Origin of the sequence: Paramesorhizobium salinisoli (assembly GCF_003335045.1) — a bacterium.
GTDB lineage: Bacteria > Pseudomonadota > Alphaproteobacteria > Rhizobiales > Rhizobiaceae > Paramesorhizobium > Paramesorhizobium salinisoli.
Map to the genome: position 1 here is coordinate 84,291 of NZ_QOZG01000001.1, position 19,709 is coordinate 103,999.

The 19,709-nt window shown below is 61.2% G+C and carries 14 protein-coding genes; 6 read left to right on the forward strand and 8 right to left on the reverse strand.

The annotated features are described in order from the left end of the window. Positions 1-18: 18 nt before the first annotated feature. Entirely contained in the window at positions 19-642 is a 624-nt protein-coding gene (locus DUT91_RS00400; protein WP_245419419.1) for a uracil-DNA glycosylase family protein, read from the forward strand. Positions 643-736: 94 nt separating this feature from the next. Beyond that, entirely contained in the window at positions 737-1,216 is a 480-nt protein-coding gene (locus DUT91_RS00405; protein ID WP_114438411.1) for an Lrp/AsnC family transcriptional regulator, read from the forward strand. Positions 1,217-1,269: 53 nt separating this feature from the next. Here the strand turns inward: DUT91_RS00405 and cobT are convergent, their stop codons facing one another. After that, the gene (gene cobT, locus DUT91_RS00410; RefSeq protein WP_114438412.1) at positions 1,270-2,292 is read right to left on the reverse strand and encodes a nicotinate-nucleotide--dimethylbenzimidazole phosphoribosyltransferase; all 1,023 of its coding nucleotides are present in this window, start codon (positions 2,290-2,292) and stop codon (positions 1,270-1,272) included. Positions 2,293-2,466: 174 nt separating this feature from the next. Between cobT and DUT91_RS00415 the strand changes: the two genes are divergently transcribed. The 3 genes from DUT91_RS00415 to DUT91_RS00425 are packed head-to-tail and all read left to right on the forward strand — an operon-like array spanning position 2,467 to position 4,248. After that, on the forward strand, positions 2,467-3,249 hold the full coding sequence (locus DUT91_RS00415; protein WP_114438413.1) for an adenosylcobinamide-GDP ribazoletransferase: 783 nt from the start codon (positions 2,467-2,469) through the stop codon (positions 3,247-3,249). Positions 3,250-3,301: 52 nt separating this feature from the next. Beyond that, the gene (locus DUT91_RS00420; RefSeq protein WP_114438414.1) at positions 3,302-3,547 is read left to right on the forward strand and encodes a DUF1289 domain-containing protein; all 246 of its coding nucleotides are present in this window, start codon (positions 3,302-3,304) and stop codon (positions 3,545-3,547) included. After that, positions 3,544-4,248, forward strand: coding sequence for a TIGR02281 family clan AA aspartic protease (locus DUT91_RS00425; protein WP_114438415.1), 705 nt, complete (start codon positions 3,544-3,546; stop codon positions 4,246-4,248). The genes DUT91_RS00420 and DUT91_RS00425 overlap by 4 nt, the downstream gene beginning before the upstream one ends. Here the strand turns inward: DUT91_RS00425 and dusA are convergent, their stop codons facing one another. Then, entirely contained in the window at positions 4,249-5,256 is a 1,008-nt protein-coding gene (gene dusA / locus DUT91_RS00430; protein ID WP_114438416.1) for a tRNA dihydrouridine(20/20a) synthase DusA, read from the reverse strand. Positions 5,257-5,530: 274 nt separating this feature from the next. Between dusA and DUT91_RS00435 the strand changes: the two genes are divergently transcribed. After that, positions 5,531-5,845 (forward strand): DUF2934 domain-containing protein, encoded by a 315-nt coding sequence (locus tag DUT91_RS00435; RefSeq protein ID WP_114438417.1) that lies wholly within the window; start codon positions 5,531-5,533, stop codon positions 5,843-5,845. 103 nt (positions 5,846-5,948) lie between these two features. Here DUT91_RS00435 and treY read toward each other — a convergent pair whose 3' ends face one another. The 6 genes from treY to treS are packed head-to-tail and all read right to left on the reverse strand — an operon-like array spanning position 5,949 to position 19,696. Continuing rightward, entirely contained in the window at positions 5,949-8,477 is a 2,529-nt protein-coding gene (gene treY, locus DUT91_RS00440) for a malto-oligosyltrehalose synthase (protein WP_114438418.1), read from the reverse strand. After that, positions 8,474-10,291: a 4-alpha-glucanotransferase gene (malQ, locus tag DUT91_RS00445; RefSeq protein WP_114438419.1), complete on the reverse strand. Its 1,818-nt coding sequence runs from the start codon at positions 10,289-10,291 to the stop codon at positions 8,474-8,476. Before malQ ends, treY begins: the two co-directional genes overlap by 4 nt. Then, positions 10,288-12,105 (reverse strand): malto-oligosyltrehalose trehalohydrolase, encoded by a 1,818-nt coding sequence (gene treZ, locus DUT91_RS00450; RefSeq protein ID WP_114438420.1) that lies wholly within the window; start codon positions 12,103-12,105, stop codon positions 10,288-10,290. The genes malQ and treZ overlap by 4 nt, the downstream gene beginning before the upstream one ends. Further along, positions 12,102-14,171: a glycogen debranching protein GlgX gene (gene glgX / locus DUT91_RS00455; protein WP_114438421.1), complete on the reverse strand. Its 2,070-nt coding sequence runs from the start codon at positions 14,169-14,171 to the stop codon at positions 12,102-12,104. The genes treZ and glgX overlap by 4 nt, the downstream gene beginning before the upstream one ends. A gap of 15 nt (positions 14,172-14,186) precedes the next feature. Continuing rightward, positions 14,187-16,403 (reverse strand): 1,4-alpha-glucan branching protein GlgB, encoded by a 2,217-nt coding sequence (gene glgB, locus DUT91_RS00460; RefSeq protein ID WP_114438422.1) that lies wholly within the window; start codon positions 16,401-16,403, stop codon positions 14,187-14,189. Further along, complete coding sequence (treS, locus tag DUT91_RS00465) at positions 16,400-19,696, reverse strand: maltose alpha-D-glucosyltransferase (protein WP_245419477.1); 3,297 nt, start codon at positions 19,694-19,696, stop codon at positions 16,400-16,402. Before treS ends, glgB begins: the two co-directional genes overlap by 4 nt. Positions 19,697-19,709 lie beyond the last annotated feature (13 nt).

The following is a 19,709-nucleotide window of genomic DNA, read 5'->3' on the forward strand; positions in this document are numbered from 1 at the left end:
GGAATGCACGGAGAAGATATGGCTGCGCTTTGGGACGAGATCGCGCAATGCCGTCTCTGCCGCCATTCACCCCTTTACGGTAAACCCCTTCCGCATGAACCGCGTCCGGTCTGCGTGATGTCACGAACGGCGCGTATTGCCATCTGCGGGCAAGCGCCCGGCGTCCGCGTGCACAACACAGGCCTGCCCTTCAATGACCCGTCAGGCGACCGGCTCAGGCAATGGCTGGGCGTGACCCGGGATGAGTTCTACGATCCAGCCCTTTTCGCCATCGTGCCGATGGGCTTCTGCTTTCCGGGTTACGATGCCCATGGCAGCGATCTGCCGCCGCGCAGGGAATGCCGGGAGACATGGCATGATCGCGTCTTCGCCGAAATGCCGCAGATCGAACTCGTGATCGCCATCGGGCAATATGCGCAGGCCTATCACATGGGCAGCCGGCGCAAGGCCTCGATGACGCAGACTGTCCTCGACTGGCGTTCATCGCTGGAAACTCCTGCAGAGGCAGGCCGCATCGTTCTCCCCCTGCCGCATCCCTCCTGGCGAAACAGCGGCTGGCTGAAGCGCAATCCGTGGTTCGACCGCGAACTCGTGCCCGAACTCAGGCGCCATGTTCGAGAATTGACCAATAACAAAAAATAATTCCCTTTGTACCCTGTATATGTAGAACTACATTCTTGGATACTCTATGATTATTGCGGCATAAGGGTATTCTATTTTCATAAGAGGCCATGCCATGGACAGACTGGATCGGAAAATTCTGCGGCTGCTGCAGGAAGACGCGACGCTTGCAGTCGCCGACGTCGCCAAGAAGGTCGGGCTTTCGACGACCCCGTGCTGGCGGCGCATCCAGAAACTGGAGGAAGACGGCGTCATCAAGCGCCGGGTGGCGATCCTCGATCCCATGCGGATCAATGCGCGGGTGACGGTTTTCGTCTCCGTTCGCACCAGTTCGCACAGCCATGAATGGCTGAAGCGCTTTTCGGAAGTGGTGACGGAATTCCCCGAAGTGGTGGAATTCTATCGCATGAGCGGCGATATCGACTATCTCCTGCGCGTCGTCGTCCCCGACATCGCCGCCTACGATTCATTCTACAAGCGCCTGATCGCCAAGATCGACATCCGCGACGTCTCGTCGTCTTTCGCGATGGAGCAGATCAAATACACCACCGAGCTGCCGCTGGATTACATGTCGCTTGATAAGGAGCCCGCGTAGGGGCGCATTCGGATTGACCGGCAGGCGCGTCTCCACTCAAAGCCCCACCCAACTCAGTTCGCCTTCCCGCTGACGCCTGCCTGCTCGAAGGTCGCCATCCCCGTATGGCAGAGCACCGCCGCCTTGACGATTCCGGCGGCGAGCGCGGCGCCTGTTCCCTCGCCGAGCCGCATGCCGAGATCGAGCAACGGCTTCTTGCCAAGCTTCTCCAGCACCTTGCGATGACCGGGCTCCGCAGACACATGGCCGAAAAGGCAATGGTCGATCGCCGCGGGATTGGCCGCATGCAGGATGGCCGCCGCCGATGTCGCGACATAGCCGTCGATGATCACGGGCACTTTTTCCATGCGCGCGGCGAGAATGGCGCCTGCCATCGCAGCAATTTCGCGGCCGCCGAGACGGCGCATGAGTTCCAGCGGATCCTTCAGATGGCTCCTATGCAGTTCCACCGCCGCCCGCACCGCCGCTGCCTTGCGCTTCAGCCCGTCGCCGTCCGCACCCGTCCCGGGGCCGATCCATTCCTCGGCCGTTCCGCCATAAAGGCCGCAGCTGATCGCCGCCGCGATGGTCGTGTTTCCGATGCCCATCTCGCCGATGCAGAGCAGATCCGTGCCGCCTGCAATTGCCTCCATGCCGAAGGCCATGGTCGCCGCGCAGGTCTTCTCGTCCATCGCCGCTTCTTCGGTAATGTCACCGGTCGGATGCTCCAGCGCGAGGTCGAACACCTTCAGGCCCAGATCATTCGCGATGCACATCTGGTTGATCGCGGCGCCACCGGCCGCGAAATTCTCGACCATCTGCGCCGTCACGCTGGAAGGATAGGGCGAAACGCCCTTGGCGGTGACGCCGTGATTGCCCGCAAAGACAGCCACGAGCGGCCGCGTCACCTGCGGTGTTGCCCTGCCCGTCCATGCGGCGAGCCAGACGGCGATCTCCTCGAGCCGCCCGAGCGAACCAGCCGGCTTGGTCAGCACCGCGTCGCGCTGGCGCACGGCCTGCGCGGCGCGTTCGTCCGGTCCGGGAAGGTTGCGGATCAGTTCGCGGAAATCGTCGAAAGGCAGGCCGGTCGTTGTCACGTCTTTGTATCCTGTCATGCAAGGTTGATGGCAAAGTTGTTGGCAAGGTTTGATGGCAATTGTCTCGCGCAAGTCCTATAAGCGCCTGCTGCGAAAATTCAAATGACGAAGGCGACACATGCCGTCGCAGCCCCTCGCCCAGTCCAAGATAAAATGGGAATGGAGAACAGCATCATGAGTACAGACGGATTTCTGGCGGAGATAGTGCGTTCGCTCGGCTTCCTGACGCGGCTGCCTATATCTCAGGCCTGGTTTGCAGGTCAGAACGGCTCGCTTGCGACGAACAGCCGGGTTTTTCCCCTGGCCGGCGCGGTGATCGCCCTGCCTGCCGCCCTCGCCCTCCTCGTCGCCAGTCTGTTCAACCTGCCCCCCGCTGTCGCCAGCCTCATCGCCATTGCCGTTCTCGCCATCGTGACCGGCGCCCTGCATGAGGATGGACTGGCCGATGTGGCCGATGGCTTTTTCGGCGGCGCCACGGAAAAGCAGCGTCTCGAAATCATGAAGGATTCGCGTATCGGCACGTTTGGAACGCTTGCGCTCGTCATCTCGGTCGCCCTGCGCACCCTGCTTCTGGCGGCCATCGTCGAGCATGCAGGCGCGGGCTTCGCTGCCCTCGCCCTCATCGGCACGGAAGCGGCCAGCCGGGCCGTCCTGGTGCAGTTCTGGCATATGTTGCCTTCGGTAAGGCCAGGCGGCGTGGCCGATGGCGCCGGCATCCCTGACGATTCCGCCACTTATACCGCGCTTCTCGCGGGTTTCCTTATCCTGATCGTCACCTATATCCCGGTAGGCGGCATCGGCAGCCTGTTGATTGCAGTCCTTCTTTGCGGCGCGGCCACATTCGGCTTTGCCAATCTCTGCACGTTCAAGATTGGCGGTCAGACCGGCGACACGCTGGGCGCTGCGCAGCAGATCGCCGCAGTGACGCTTTTGACAGGGCTTGTCATGCTGATGTGATACGACCACATTGAAGAAGAAAGCCCTGTCGAGAAAAAGGTCGCGCAACCCTATGAGCATGATCGAATCGCCCTGCATCCTCGTCTGCTCAATAGACGTAAAGACCGGCTTTTGCTTCGGTTGCGGCCGCACGATCGATGAAATCGGCGCATGGACGGTGATGACCCCGGAGTGCCGTCGCGAAATTACCAAAAATCTTGCCGCCCGTCTCGAAACAGTGGAACGCAAGCCGAGACGCGAGACCCGGCGCACGCGCATGGCGCGCAGCAGCAGGCTGGAACAGGGAAACGAGACATGAACCGTCTTTTCTGGATCATCATCGCGCTCATCGGCGGCGTCACTCTGCTCCTGATGGCCAACAATGACAGCGGCACGACCCTTGGCATGGCCAACGACGCCTTCGCCAATGCCGCCTATCTCGGCATATGGGGCATCGTAATCGCTGCGGCGCTGCTTGGTTCAGGCATGAGGCTCAGCGATTTTGCCCGCAGCATCGCCATCTGGGTGGTTATCATCCTCGCGCTCGTTGCCGGCTACCAGTATCGCTATGAGTTGCAGGATGTGGCGAACCGCGTGACGGCCGGCCTCATCCCTGGCAGCGCGATTTCAAACAGGAGCAGCGACGGCAGTCTGACAGTCACGCTCGCCAAGGCCGCCAACGGACATTTCCAGGTGAATGGCAAAGTCAATGGCGCAGGCGTTTCGTTCCTGGTGGACACCGGCGCCTCGATGGTCATCCTTTCCAGCGGCGATGCAAAGCGCGCAGGGATAAATACCGCCAGTCTGTCCTATTCCGTCCCGATCATGACCGCAAACGGCACCACGAGCGCTGCCATGGTCAGGCTCGCCACGCTGCAGATTGGCGACATCGAGCGTCACGACATCCGCGCACTGGTTGCGCAGGACAACCGCATGGACGGGAGCCTGCTCGGCATGAATTTTCTGGAAACCTTGCACGGTTTCTCCGTTCGCGGCGACGAACTGGTTCTTTCAGACTGATTATTCAGCCGCTTCGGCGGCGTTTTCGCCGATTTCCGCAAAAGCCTTGCGGATGACGCCGCTATCCGCGTCGGACCGCGCCGCATCGGTCGACAGGACCTGCCGCCAGCGCCGGGCGCCCGGCACGCCCTGGAAAAGCCCGATCATATGGCGAGTGACATGCGAAAGCCTGCCGCCATCGGCGATATGCCGGTCGGCATAGTCGCACATGATGTCGATAAGGATAGCGATCTCGACCGGCGCATGCGTGTCGCCAAAGAGCCGCCGGTCCACATCGATCAACAGCCCCGGATTATGATAGGCCGCGCGGCCGAGCATGACGCCATCGACATGATCGAGATGGCCCACAACCTCATCAAGTATCTGAATACCGCCGTTGATGCCGATGAAATGACTCTGCAATCCCGCTTTCAGGCGGTAGACCCTGGCATAATCGAGCGGCGGAATATCGCGGTTTTCCTTCGGCGACAGCCCCTGCAGCCAGGCCTTGCGCGCATGCACCCACAGCGCATCCGCCCCCGCATCGATCACACCGCCCGCCAGCGTATCGAGCGCCACTTCCGGGTCCTGGTCATCGACGCCGATCCGGCATTTGACGGTAACGGGAATATCAACAGCGCCTTTCATCGCCTCTACGCAGGCGGCGACCAGATCAGGCGTCTTCATCAGGCAGGCCCCGAACGTACCCGATTGCACGCGGTCCGACGGGCAACCGACATTCAGGTTGATCTCCCGATAGCCGAAATCAGCACCAACCCGCGCCGCTTCAGCCAGTTTCACCGGATCGGAACCACCCAATTGCAGCGCCACGGGATGTTCCCCGGCGGAAAAGCCAAGCAGTCGCTCGCGATTGCCTTGGATGGCGGCATCGGCCACCACCATCTCGGTGTAAAGAAGCGCGCGCCGCGTCATCTGGCGATGAAAAAAACGGCAATGCCTGTCCGTCCAATCCATCATGGGGGCGATGGAAAGCTTGAACTCCTCGTATTTATTGCGCTGTTCAGGCATTTTCGCTTCAATCTTGTTCAGGCATTTACGGCGGATTTTCCGGTTTCGTATCGTTTCGTAGCAGACGGCACAACAGGGTTGTGCCGACCGGCCTGGAAAACGATGGGCACGGTCACCTCACGTCTGCGTAAAGATGGGTCTTTTGCCTCTCTAGCGCAATCGCCATAACGCGCGATGGCGCGACTGGGGCGACAGAGCACCAGCCGGGGTGCATGGAACTTTCTGACACCGAAAATATTATTAGCGAAATGGGAGAACTTGGGAGGAGGCTGGAATGGAATCCGGAAGAGAAGAGCAGATCAAGGCGCGAGCCTATGAGATTTGGGAACAGGAAGGTCGTCCAACGGGCCGCGAGCATCTCCATTGGGAGCAGGCGCGCCGCGAACTCAACGATCTGACTGAGGAAGAGGCATTGCCGCCGCCCGACGGGCCCGGAGAAAATGTCGAAATATCGGCTGCGGATGCCAACGACAATTTTTCCGCGGCTGTGCCGGAATTGGCCTCCGACATCGGCGGTGCGGGCGCGGGCGGCGCCGAGACAATGATGCCTGTAAAACGTCCCCGCAAACCGGGAACACGCAGGAAATAGCAGACAACACAGACGGAATGATGCGGCGGTTCGGCTTTACGGTTGGACCGCCGCATGTTGGCGATGGCGCCATGCGGACGAGGCGAGTACCTCGCGGTCCCACTCACGCCGATATCAGCACCGCGACCGGAAAACGTCTCCAGAGATCGGAGAGATCAACCTTTTCTTTCCCGACGGTTCCGCCCGTCAAGGTTTTGAATTCCCCGGGCAGATGCAGTCTGGTCCGGGCAAAGGCGTCGTTGATCCAGGAAAGTTTCTCGGGCTCACAATATCGCAAAATGAGGCGGGGGACGGCAACGATGATCCGACGATCGTCCAGCATGCGCTCATAAGCGACCACATGCGCCGTCGCGTCACCTCTTACCGTTACCGGCTCATATCCGCCGCGGTCGAAGAGATCGGCATGGCTGCGTCTCAAGCCCAACAATCGTTCAAGCAACCATAGTTTCGGCAGCCCTTCCCGCCAGCGCCCCATCGCCTCCTCCGGCGTCGCCCGCCGGACATCCTCCAGAAGCTTTCGGCGCAGGGCGAAATCGACTGGACGGCGATTGTCGGGATCGACCATGCTGAAATCGAAAAGCTCGCAGCCCTGATAGATATCGGGTATCCCCGGCAAGGTAAGCTTCAGCGCAAGCTGCGCCAGCGAGTTGACGATGCCGGCGGGCTCGATGGCTGCGACCATTGCGTGGACGTCGCGCAGCAATTCCCTATTCTCAGGGGCGAATACGCCGCGGACATAGCTTTCCACCGCCGCTTCGTAGGGTTCGTTCCGATGGGTCCAACTCGTGTGAAGCTTGGCCTCGCGCAAGGCCTTGATCATGAAGGCAGCGAGCCGCCCGGCGAGTGCCCGCAACCCGTCCTCATCCTCCAGCGACAGATCCGGCGGCCAGGCGCCGACCAGCGCCTGGTAAAAGAGCCATTCCTCATCCGCGCCCGGCAACCCGTTCCGCAAACTGCCAGCCATATCGTGCCAGCGGGAAACGGCTGCCGTCCATTCCTGCGGCATCTCGCTCAAGACCGCGAGCCGCGCCCGCGCATCCTCGCCGCGCTTGGTGTCGTGCGTGGCCGTGGTCGACATCGCGCGCGGCCAGTCCTTGGCCCGTTTTTGCATCGAGTTATGGAAAGCTTTGGGTTCAAGCCCGAACGCATCCGGCTCCGCACCGACCTCGTTCAGCGCGATCAGCCTGTTGTAGCGGTAGAAGACCGTATCCTCGACCGCCTTGGCCGTCAGTGGTCCGGTGGTCTGCTGAAAGCGGGAAACAAAGGCCGTGCGGCGTTCGGACTTCCCAACCTGGTCCAGCAGGAGCGAGACGAGGAAGGAGACAACGCCGACATCCTCGACCATGCGGCCCTGCCCGACCCGATCCGCTGCCTTGATCAACAAGACCCGGTCCTCTGCGGTAGCATCTTCCTGGTCGATATAGGTGCGATAAACCGGCAGGGCCGCCGCGAGTTCCACGATCGCGCGGCGCAGCGCATCCCGCCCATAGTCGCGGGTGGCGATATCTTCAATCGCGATCCCGTGGGCGAGGCTTACCAGCGCGTCAAGCTCGCTGGCGAGATTGACCGTCAGGATGCGGCGCTTGGCTTCAAGCACCTCGCGGCTGAATTTCAAGGCGTCTCCGGTGAAGCGGCCCCACGCCTCGGTCATAGCCTCACCATGGCGGGGATCGACCTGCAGCGCCGTTATAAACCGCGCCACCTCATAGCCGGTGGTACCGGCGCACTGCCAATCGGACCGCAAATCCTCCTCGGTTCCGAGGATTTTTTCGACCACCACATAATCGAGTCCCGATGCCTCACGAAGTTCGCTCAGATAGGCCTTGGGATCAACCAGACCGTCGATATGATCGATGCGCAGCCCGTCCACGATACCATCACGGACGAGTTGCAGCGGCAATTGGTGAACATCGGCGAACACTTTGGGATCTTCCACTCTGACGCCAATCAGATCGGAGATTTCGAAGAAGCGACGATAGGTGAGCGCTTCGCGCGCCAATCGCCAATAGGCAAGCCGCCAGACCTGCGCCTCATGAATGCGGTGAAGGAGTTCCTTGTCGGCATTCACCTTCGCCAGTTCTGACGGTGAAATCCCTTCCTTGCCGGGAAAGAGAGAAACCGAGGAGGGTGCAAGCGGCAGCGCAAGATCGTAATAGCAAAAGACCAACTCGCCGGTCTGCTCGGTGAATTTGAGCTCAAGCTTGCCTTGCGCAAGCGCCTCGCCATAGGGTTCGCCCAGCACCGGGAGAAGCAGTTTGGGCGCATCCCAGTCGATATCGAAATGTCTGGCATAGCGGCTCTCGCGACCATGCTTCAGGACGTCACGCCACCAGGGATTCGTGGTGGAAACCGCCATGTGATTGGGAACGATATCTAGAATGAGGCCCAAACCCTGTTCTTTAAGGGACTTTGCCAGAAGGGCGAATCCTTCTTCGCCGCCGAGTGCGGGGTCCAGTTCCTGGTGGTCGGCCACATCGTAGCCATGGGTGGAACCCGGCGCCGCGGTGAATATGGGCGAGGCATAGAGATGGCTGATGCCGAGATCCGCGAGATAAGGCACGATCTCCGCGGCGCGGGGAAACGTCATCCCTTCGCGGAACTGCAACCGATATGTGGCGCGCGGGATGCTCATGGCGTATGGGGCCTTTCCCTGGAGATGGCGGTGATGACGGCACTCAGCGTGGTGGACTGCTCCAGTTCTTCGATCGGGACGGGAAGCTTGCGTTGCCAGTTGGGATGTTGCTCGACAGTGCCGGGGATGTTCGGCTGATCGGTTAGGCCAAGCAGATCTTCCATCTGCGCCGCGAACAAACAGGAAGGCGTGCTTGCTATTAGCTGGTGAATGCCGGCTGCAACAGTTTCGTCGAAAAGATCGCGGGCGCTGGTCAGGCCGAGGCGATGAAGCGCAGCGATCGCCTCTCGCTTCTCCTTCTTCCTCCGGCGGCGCTCCTTGCGCGCGACATCGGCATCGAACAAGCCGATCTCCTTGCGCAGGTCGATGTCGCTGCCGGTCCACCATCCCGCCAGCGTATTCGTGTCATGGCTGCCGACGCAGGCGAGCACAGACCGCGGCCAGTCGCGGGGCGGCACGAAGCCTCTTTTGTCGCGCTCGAAATAGAAGATGCGATAGCCGAACAGGTTGGCGTCCTGCATCGCATCGCGAAAACCCTCGGGCACCACACCCAGATCCTCGCCAATGATCAGCGCCGCCGTCTCCCGCGAGACCTCCGCCAGCACCCGCACCATATCAGCCATGGGATAGAGCACATAGGCCCCGTCGCCTGCGGGAAAGCCTGCCGGGATCCAGAACAGTCGGTAGAGACTCATCGCGTGGTCGATGCGCAGCGCGCCGGCATGGCGAAGTATCGCCTCATAAAAACTGCGCACAGGCCGAAAATCCCGCTTCGCTATCTCGGACGGAGATATCGGTGCGAGTCCCCAGCTCTGGCCGTCGGGATTGAACATGTCGGGCGGGGCCCCGATCTCGGCCCCGACGACGGTAAGCGTGCGGTCGCTCCAGGTGGCCGCGCCATCGGGTGCCGTGCCGACAGCCAGATCGAGATAGAGGCCGATGCGCATGCCCGCATCGCGGAGCCGCTGCGCTGCCGCGCCAAGCTGCCGGTCCGCAATCCACTGAAGCCGGATATGGAACTCGACTTCATCCGCTTGCTCGCGTGCAAATGTCGCCACAGCCTCGCTTTTCGGATCCTGTAACTCCTCCGGCCAGCCATGCCAGCCGGAGCCGAAATCACGATCGGCCATGTGAAAGCTGATCGCCTCGAACAAAGCGTAATGCCGCAGTGCTTCGCCCCGTTGCGTCTTGAATGCTTCCAGCCGGTCATCGACCTTGGCTAGCTCCCGCTCATGGATACGGCGCAGCGCGGAGAGTTTGTGTCCGGCCACGGCCTTATAGTCGACCAGTTCGCTATCGCGCAGAGTCGACAGAGCGGTTAGGTCCATATCACGGTCCGGATCGAAGCCCTCCACCTGATCGACGGCGATATAGAGCGGGTTGAGGAAATTGCGGTCGCTGGGGGAAAAGGGGCTCGCCCGCTCCGGATCGGCTGAAAACAGCGCGTGCAGCGGGTTGATCCCCAGGAAATCAGCACCCCACCGCGCCGCCATTTCGCCCAACCGGGCCAGATCCTCGAAATCGCCGATGCCCCAGTTCCGTTGCGAGCGCAGGCCATAGAGCTGGCAGGTGATGCCCCATGCCCTGCCTTTCCCAAGGAAATCCGGCATATAGCAAGCCGCCTCCGGCGGCGTGCTGGGTAATGGAGGCCATGGATCGGGCAATTCCGGCGCTTTGCCGGCCTTATCCGCTCCGAGGATATTCAGGATTTCCCTCACCGCCTCCTCGGAGACCTCAGCCACCGATCCGTCGAGCGCTTGGTAGGAGCGAAGGATGCCATGGGCGGCGGCCAGCCGGTCGATGTCAGCCGTCATTCCACCGCCTCCGCCAGCAGCACCGTCACGCTTTTGGCGGGAAGTCTCCCCTGCTGAAGGGCTGCGAGCATATCGCCGCGGCTCTCATAGATGACATCGAACCCGGCAAGGTCTTTGGCGAGGGAAACGTCGGTGGTTCCGAAATTCGCGACCATGCGGAGCGCACGGCCTGCCATGGGCCACCGCACGCAAAACGCCTTTTCGCCGAGGTGCTCCGCCCGCCCCTGCATTGATTGCATGGCACGCACATGCGGCACGAGATGCGTGCGGCGCAGTTCCAGCAAGCGGCGGTAGAGATCGAGACGTCGGCGGCCGGGACCAGCTTCCATGCGATCCCAGTCAAGCATCGACGCCTGAAAGGTCGAAAGCGCGTTGGGATCGGGAATGCGCTCTGCCTCATTGCCGCTGGAATGACCGAAATCGGCAAATTCGCGCCGCCGCCCCTCCCGCACCGCCTTTGCCAGATCGCCATGGAAATCGGTGAAGAACAGAAAGGGGTTCGTCTCGCCATATTCCTCGCCCATGAAGACCAGCGGCACCTGGGGATTGAGGAGAAGCACGGCTGTCAGCAGTTCGACCGTTTCCGGTTCAGCCAATTCCGTCAGCCGCTCGCCGAAGGCGCGGTTGCCAATCTGGTCATGGTTCTGCAGAAAGTTGACGAAGGCCGTTGGCGGCTGGCCGGTACTCGGCACGCCGCGCGGCTCACCGTCTCGCGGTGCATAAGGCTCGCCCTGATAGCAGAAACCTTCCGCCAGCGCGCGGGCGAGGTGGCCGGCGGGATGATCCGCGAAACCGGCATAATAACCCTCATCTTCCCCTGTTGCGATGCAATGAGCGGCGTGATGGAAATCATCGTTCCATTCGGCCGTGAAGAGGATAGGCCGGTTCTCCCCGTCACGCGGGTGAAGCGCCACGATGTTGCGCTCGTCTTCCGTGGTGAGATGAATGTGGCGGTCGGCGAAGCGTTCGCGAATCTCCCGTGCCATCTCCTCGAGAACAGGCGTTTCGCTTTCATCGCGGATCTGGTCGATCGCGTCGAACCGCAGACCGTCGAAGCGGAACTCCTCCAGCCAGTAAAGTGGGTTGTCGAGGAAGAAGGCGCGCACCGCCGGCTCCTCGAAGCGGATGGCCGGGCCCCAAGGGGTCTGGCGACCGGAATCGAAGAAATCGGGCGCATAGGCATGGAGGTAATTGCCGTCCGGGCCGAAATGATTATAGACCACATCCAGCATCATCATCAGCCCCCGTTCATGTGCGGCATCGACGAGCCGCTTCAGCCCCGTGACGCCGCCATAGGCGGAATGCGGGCAATAGGGCAGCACGCCGTCATAACCCCAGCCACGTTTGCCTGAGAACTGCGCCACCGGCATCAACTCGATCGCGGTAAACCCCAGATCAGCAAGATGGTCGAGCTTGCGGCGGATGCCGTCAAATCCACCGTCGCGCGAGAACGTGCCTGGATGAAGCTCGTAGATGACTGCTTCCTCCCAGGGACGACCCATCCAGTCCTTCACCTTCCAGTCGAAGTCGGAGGCGGTCAGCAGGCTCGGACCATGTACATCAGAGGCTTGCGCGCGGGATGCGGGGTCGGGCACGGCCATACCGTCGGGCAGTACGAACTGATAGGCTGCCCCTGCGCGAATGTCGTCCGCCTCGAGCTCGAACCAACCATCGCCGCGCGGCTGCATCGCACGTTCGTCGCCGCCAAGCCGCAACCGCAGATGCTCGACAGCTGGAGCCCAGAGGTGGAAGATGGCCGAGCCGTCATCTCGCAGATGTGCGCCCCAGCGGGTCTGCAATCTTTCCCGGATCATTTTATCTGACCTTCGAGCACGACCAGCGAGCGGTCCGCTACCTGCAACGTTCCTTGCAAGACATCCTCGTGCGACCATTGTCCGGTATCGGTACGCATCACCATGGTCCAACCCGCGACATCCAGATCGGGCGGAAGATGAAACTCCACCGGTCCCGGATGGCCATTGATGAGGATGAGCATGCACGAGCCACGCTCGTCGCAATGCAACAGCCCGAGGGCCTTCAACCATGGATCCTGCCAATCCTCGTCGCTCATCTCCTCGCCGGTCGGGCGCAACCAGGTGACGTCGCGGAACTTGCCATTGATGCGGCGGCCATGCAGATAGCGCTTCAGCTTCAGCCGCTGACGCGAGCGGCGATAATCGATGAGTCCGCGCACAAACTGGAGAAAGGCATTCTCCTCGGGGTCGCCATCCTCCCACGGGAACCAGTTGATCTCGTTGTCCTGGCAATAGGCATTGTTGTTGCCATGCTGCGTGCGGCCGATCTCGTCGCCCATCAGGATCATCGGAGTTCCCTGCGAAAGCAGGATAGTGGCCAGCGCATTACGCCGCATCCTGGCCCTGAGCGCGCGGATTTCGGGATCATCGGTCGGCCCTTCCGCCCCGCAGTTCCAGCTGCGGTTGTCATCATGGCCGTCGCGGTTGTCCTCCATGTTCGCCTCGTTATGGCGCTCATTATAGGAATAGAGGTCGGCAAGGGTGAAACCGTCATGGGCGGTGACAAAGTTGACGCTCGCCCAGGGACGGCGACCGCGCCGGTCGAACAGGCCGGCCGAGCCAAGAAGCCCGCTTGTCAGATCGCGCGCCGCATGCTCGTCGCCGCGCCAGAAGGATCGCACCCAGTCCCGGTTGGCGCCGTTCCACTCCGCCCAGCCCGGCGGGAAATTGCCCAACTGATAGCCGTCCGGCCCGAGATCCCAGGGCTCGGCGATGAGCTTGACCCGGGACAGCACGGGATCCTGGCGCACCGTGTCGAAAAAGACGGAGGACGGCTCGAAATTGTCGCGCTCACGGCCTAATGCGGTCGCGAGGTCGAAGCGGAAACCGTCGACATGGCACACCTCGACCCAATAGCGCAGCGAATCCATGACCACCTGCAGGACGCGCGGATGCTTGAGGTTCAGCGTGTTGCCGCAACCTGTTGTATCGTAATAATAACGTGGGTCATCGCCGAGAATATAATAGCTGGCATTGTCGAGGCCGCGGAATGACAGCGTCGGCCCCATCTGGTTGCCTTCGGCCGTATGGTTATAGACCACATCGAGGATCACCTCGATCCCCGCCTCGTGCAGCTTGCGCACCATGCGCTTGAATTCATGGACGCCGCCGCCCGGCGAAATATAGCGTGGCGCAGGCGCGAAAAAGCCGATGGTGTTATAGCCCCAGTAATTCGTGAGGCGCTTTTCCACAAGATAGCGATCGTCGAAGAAGGCTTGTACCGGCAGGAGCTCGATGGCCGTAATGCCGAGATTGACGAGATAGTCGATGACGCGGGAATCGGCCAGGCCGCCGAAGGTGCCCCGCATCTGTTCCGGTATGCCGGGATGCAGCGCGGTCATCCCTTTCACATGCGCCTCGTAGATGATGGTCTCCGCCCAGGGCGTGCGCGGCAGCACATCGTCACCCCAGGTGGCGGCCGTGTCGGTCACCACGCATTTCGGCATGACGAAGGCGGAATCCCGCCGGTCCATCGTCAGATCCTGGCGGGATGAACCCACGCGATAGCCGAAGCAGGCGTCGTGCCAGCGCAGATCGCCCAGCAGCATCTTGGCATATGGATCGATCAGGAGCTTGTGAGGATTGAACCGATGGCCGTTTGCCGGATCGTAGGGACCATAGGCGCGCAGGCCATAAACCTGGCCCGGCCGCATATCAGGAAAATAACCGTGCCAGACTTCGTGGGTGTATTCCGGCAAGGCGATGCGCTTGATCTCACGTTTGCCCTTGGCGTCAAACAGGCATATCTCGATTTTTTCCGCATGGGCCGAAAAGACAGCTACATTCACTCCGGCCCCGTCCCAGGTTACCCCGAGCGGATACGGCAGGCCTACATCTACGCGCATGGCAAGTCCCTTCGTTTATGTCTCGCAGGTCAGAATGAGGGCGCCCAAAGGCGGCAGTCTCAAAGTCGCGGAGGCAGGACGGCCATGCCACGGTTCCTCGATCGCATCGACGGTTCCGTTGGTCACGCCGGAACCGCCATATTTGCCGTCGTCACTGTTGAGGATTTCCCGCCACCGCCCGCCGCGCGGCAGGCCGATGCGGAAATCCTCGCGCACGACAGGAGTGAAATTGCAGACGACCACGGCCGGTCGAGCCTCGCCGGAGCCCTTGCGCAGATAGATAAAGGTGCTGAGTTCTGGATTGGACGCATCGATCCATTCGAAGCCGCCAGATTCGCAGTCGAGTTCGTGAAGCGCCCTCTCCCCACGGTAAACCGTGTTGAGATCACGGATCAGATCGCGGACGCCTGAATGCATGGGATCGTCCAGATGATGCCAGTCCAGCCCCCAATCGTGGTTCCACTCGCGCTCCTGCGCAAACTCCCCGCCCATGAACAACAGCTTTTTGCCGGGATGCGTCCACATGAAGGTGAAATAGGCGCGCAGATTTGCGAATTTCTGCCAGCGGTCGCCCGGCATGCGGGCGATCAGCGAGCCTTTGCCATGCACCACCTCGTCATGGCTCAATGGCAGGATGAAGTTTTCCGTGAAGGCATAGAGCAGCCCGAAGGTCATCCGGTCGTGATGATACCGGCGGTGGATTGGATCCTGGCCGATATATTCGAGCGTGTCGTGCATCCACCCCATGTTCCACTTGAAGCCGAACCCGAGACCTCCGGCGTAGACCGGACGGGAGACACCGGGAAAAGCGGTCGATTCCTCCGCAATCGAGGTCGCGCCGGGATAGTCGCCGAACAGCGTTATATTCGTGTCACGCAGGAAGGCGATCGCTTCCAGGTTCTCGTTGCCGCCATTGGCGTTGGGTATCCATTCACCCGGCTCGCGGCTGTAATCGAGATAAAGCATCGAGGCGACCGCATCGACGCGCAAGGCGTCGATATGGTATTGGTCCAGCCAGAACAGCGCATTGGCGGCCAGGAAATTGGCGACCTCCCGGCGGCCGAAATTATAGATCAGCGTGTTCCAGTCGCGGTGAAAGCCGAGCCTCGGATCGGCATGCTCATAGAGCGCGGTTCCGTCAAAACGAGCCAGTCCATGCGCATCACTGGGAAAATGCGCTGGAACCCAATCTATGATGACGCCAACCCCCTCCCCATGGCAGCGGTCGACAAAACGGGCAAAATCCTCTGGAGTGCCAAAGCGGCTGGTCGGAGCATAAAGACCAATCGGCTGATAGCCCCATGAGCCGGAAAACGGATGCTCGCTGACAGGCATGCACTCGATATGGGTAAAGCCCAGATCCTTCACATAGGGAATGAGTTGGTCGGCCAATTCGTCATAGGTGAGGTAGCCCCCATCCTCGCGCCGACGCCAGGAGCCGAGATGCACCTCGTAGATCGAGATCGGCGCTGCCCGGTCATTGATAGAGGAGCGCGTTTCCATCCAGCCTTCATCGCCCCAGTCATACCGGGGAAGACCGTGCACGACGGAAGCGGTCGCGGGCGGCACCTCGCTCCTGAAGCCGACCGGATCGGCCTTGGCGGGCAGCATCTCCCCATGTGCCCCGATGATCTCGTATTTATAGAACTCTCCCGATCCAACGTCAGGCACGAAGATCTCCCAGACGCCGACCGCCGGATGGAGGCGCATCTGGTGCCGCCGACCGTCCCAGCCATTGAAGGCGCCGACGACGCTGACCCGACTTGCATTGGGCGCCCATACCGCAAAACGGGTCCCTGAAACGCCGTCCCAGGTCATGGGATGCGCGCCGAGCTTTTCATAAAGCCGCCGATGACGCCCCTCGCCGAGAAGATGAAGATCGAGGTCGCCGAAAGCGGAGGGAAAGCGATAGGCGTCTTCCTCCTCCCAGCTATCGTCCGCCCGCGTGAAGCGCAGACGATACCGCGGCACGCTCTTCTGCTTCGAGATCAGTCCTTCGAAAAAGCCGCGGGAGTGCCGCCGGAGCAGCATGCCTAACGTCTTGCCGGTATCAGGGTCGATCGCCTCGGCTGTTTCGGCCTCGGGGCGAAGGACGCGCAATACCACACCCGCAGAAGCTGGATGAGGTCCCAACACGGAGAATGGATCGTGATGGCGTCCCGCGACCAGCGCGGCGATCGCCTGCGGGTTATCGAGCCGCCAGGCGGGCGCATCGCCTATAGCGAAATTCATTCAACCGCTCCTTCCAAAAGATCCAGAACGCCTTTCACCGGAATGACGACCCAGTCAGGACGATTGGAAAGTTCATAATTGATTTCGTAAAACGCCTTCTGCAGCAGGAAGAGTTGGAGCAATTGCTGCCACGCTTCCCGATCCTCAGGCCGATCCTCAGCCTCGGGCGCTCTGGCAAAATAACCTTTGAGGAACTCGTCACTCATTCGGTTGCGCCAATTGCGGGCCAGGACGGTGCTGTCGCGTGGCTGATCGGCCAAACGGCCGGCACTCTGCAGCACCGCCGTCCATGCGGCGTAATCAAAAGAGCGCAGCATACCCGCCACATCGCGCAGCGGAGATGTTTTCGCCCGGCGTTCCGCCAGGCTGCGCCGCGGTTCTCCCTCGAAATCGATGATGAAGAGATCCTGTTCGGAAACCAGCACCTGGCCGAGATGATAATCGCCGTGGATGCGTGATTTTCTGCCTGTCGGGACTATATCGGACAGCTTCGCCAATCGCGTATCGATTTCCTCGCGGCGCCCTGTCAATTGCTCCACGGCTTCGCGTGAGGCAGCCGAAAGGCGTCCCTGCGCACGAGCGAGGCCTTCAAACGCCAGCGACGCCTCATTCCGGGCATCTTCCACCCAGGCGGCGATATCGGCGCGAGTGACGGGTTCGCAACGGAAGGCTTCATTTTCGGTAGGTGTCGCGAAAGCCGCATGCATTTCAGCGGTTCTCTCGCCAAGGCGGAAAAGAAGATCGAGCGGATAGACAAAATCGGGCAACGCAGTGTCGTCCGGCTGAGCGGGTCTCAACTGCTGGCGCCGCAATATTCCATCCTCAATCTGGCGCTCGACGGCACGGACGAAGGCGCTCCAGGCATCGCCCTGATTTTCGACGAAAGCGGAAATGCTGGCGAGCACCGTCCTCTCACCGCTCTCATCCTCGAATTCGGCCATGCCGAGAAAAGCCGGCGTATTTCGAAAACCGGCTTCCTCCGTCAGGAAGCGCGCCACCTCCACCTCTGGCTGTGCGCCGGGGCGCAGACGCCGGAAAATTTTCAGCAAGGCCTGCCGCCCGAAGGCGACCGAAACGTTGCTTTGCTCCCCGGTCAGCGGAGAGGGAGGATCGGTAAATGTCATGGCCGCCAGCTTTTCATTACCGTAGAAACGCAGAACCCCTCCGGGGACGGATAGTTCCTGGTTTTCCTGTATCCGGCGCATCAGTTCGGCGGCGAAGCGGTCGTCATAGGAACCGTCGATCAATGCACCAAGCATCGGCCCCCGGCGTACGCGAGCCAGTGTGGCGGAAAGCTTCGGCGCGCCGAACTGGACGTTCTCCTCTCCCCACAAAACCGAGAGCGGCAGGAGATAACGCTGCTCCCCCGAAGACGCCATTTCGACATCGACGATGGAGATAAGGCCTGCCTCGTCGCCAAGCGCGGTCAATTCGCTGATCCTGGCCGAACGCATGGCTTCGCCCTTGGCGCCGAACCAGCGCTGGCGCTGCATGAATTGCGGCAGCACATCCTGTTCGAGCTGGCGCCGCTCCCTCCCCTCCAGGGCACGCTGCAGGCGCCCCCCGACAAGCGTGAGGGTGACGAATTCCGGCAGTGGTTCTGGGATATTGGTATGCCAAGCCGGCGCCTGGGTCTCGCTCGCGAGAATGAACCAGAAAGTGCCATAGCTCGAAAGGGTAAGCATATAGGGAAGATCGCCGATCGGCGGAAACGGCGACTGGCTGGTCAACTCGATCGGCACGCAGGTCCGGAAGCGCGACAGGTCAAGCTCCACCGCCTGGGCTGAGCGCGACAGGTTCACCACGCACAGGATGGTCTCGTTGCCGTCGCGGCGCGTGTAGGCAAGGATATGCCTGTTGCTGGGATAGAGCATGGTGAAATCGCCACGCCCGAAGGCATTGTGCTGCTTGCGCACGGTGATCATGCGCCTGATCCAGTTGAGGAGCGACGAAGGGTCGGCCTCTTGCGCCTCCACGTTGATTGTCTGGTAGCCGTAGACGGGGTCCATGATCGGCGGCAGATAAAGCGCTTGCGGATTGGAGCGCGAGAAGCCGCCATTGCGATCCGGCGACCACTGCATCGGCGTGCGCACGCCGTCCCGGTCGCCCAGATAGATATTGTCGCCCATGCCCAACTCGTCGCCATAATAGACGACCGGCGTGCCGGGCATCGACAGAAGCAACGCGTTCATCAGCTCGATCTTGCGCCGGTCGTTCTGCATCAGCGGCGCGAGCCGGCGGCGGATACCGAGATTGATACGGGCCCGCGTGTCCTCGGCATAGGTGCGCCAGAGATAGTCCCGCTCGCGGTCGGTCACCATTTCGAGCGTCAGCTCGTCATGATTGCGCAGGAAGATCGCCCATTGGCATGGCTCCGGAATCTCGGGCGTCTGGCGCATGATGTCGGAGATTGGATGCCGGTCCTCCTGTGCCAGCGCCATGTAGATGCGAGGCATGAGCGGGAAGTGGAAGGCCATGTGACATTCATCGCCATCGCCGAAATAAAGACTGGTGTCCTCCGGCCATTGGTTGGCTTCGGCGAGCAGCATGCGGTCGGGATATTTCTCGTCCATCGCCCGGCGGATCTTTTTCAGGATTTCATGCGTCTCGGGCAGGTTTTCATTGTTCGTCCCGTCCCGCTCGACGAGATAGGGAATGGCATCGAGCCGGAGGCCGTCCACGCCCATGTCCAGCCAGAAATGCATGACCTTGATGACCTCCTCGAGAACCCGCGGGTTGTCGAAATTGAGGTCGGGCTGGTGCGAGTAAAACCGATGCCAGAAGAATTGGCCGGCGACCGGGTCCCAGGTCCAGTTTGATTTCTCCGTGTCGATGAAGATGATCCGCGTCTCGTTATAGCGCTCGTCATCATCGCTCCAGACATAGAAATCGCGAGCGGCAGAGCCTTTTTTGGCCCTTCGGGCGCGTTGGAACCAGGGGTGCTGGTCGGAGGTATGGTTGATGACGAGTTCGGTGATCACCCGGATGCCGCGCCGGTGCGCCTCTGCGACGAAACGGCGGAAATCACGCATCGTGCCATAGGATGGATTGATCGAGCGGTAGTCCGCGATGTCGTAACCATCGTCCCTGAGGGGGGATGGATAAAACGGCAGAAGCCAGATCGCCGTCACGCCCAGCCGCTCGATATAGTCGAGCCTCTGCAGCAGGCCATTGAAATCACCGATCCCGTCGCCGCTGGAATCGTGGAAGGCTTTGATGTGCAACTGATAGATGATGGCGTCCTTGTACCAGTCGGGCGGGCGCGGACCGGCGGGCGGCGCGGCCAACAGCATTTCCGAGACATCG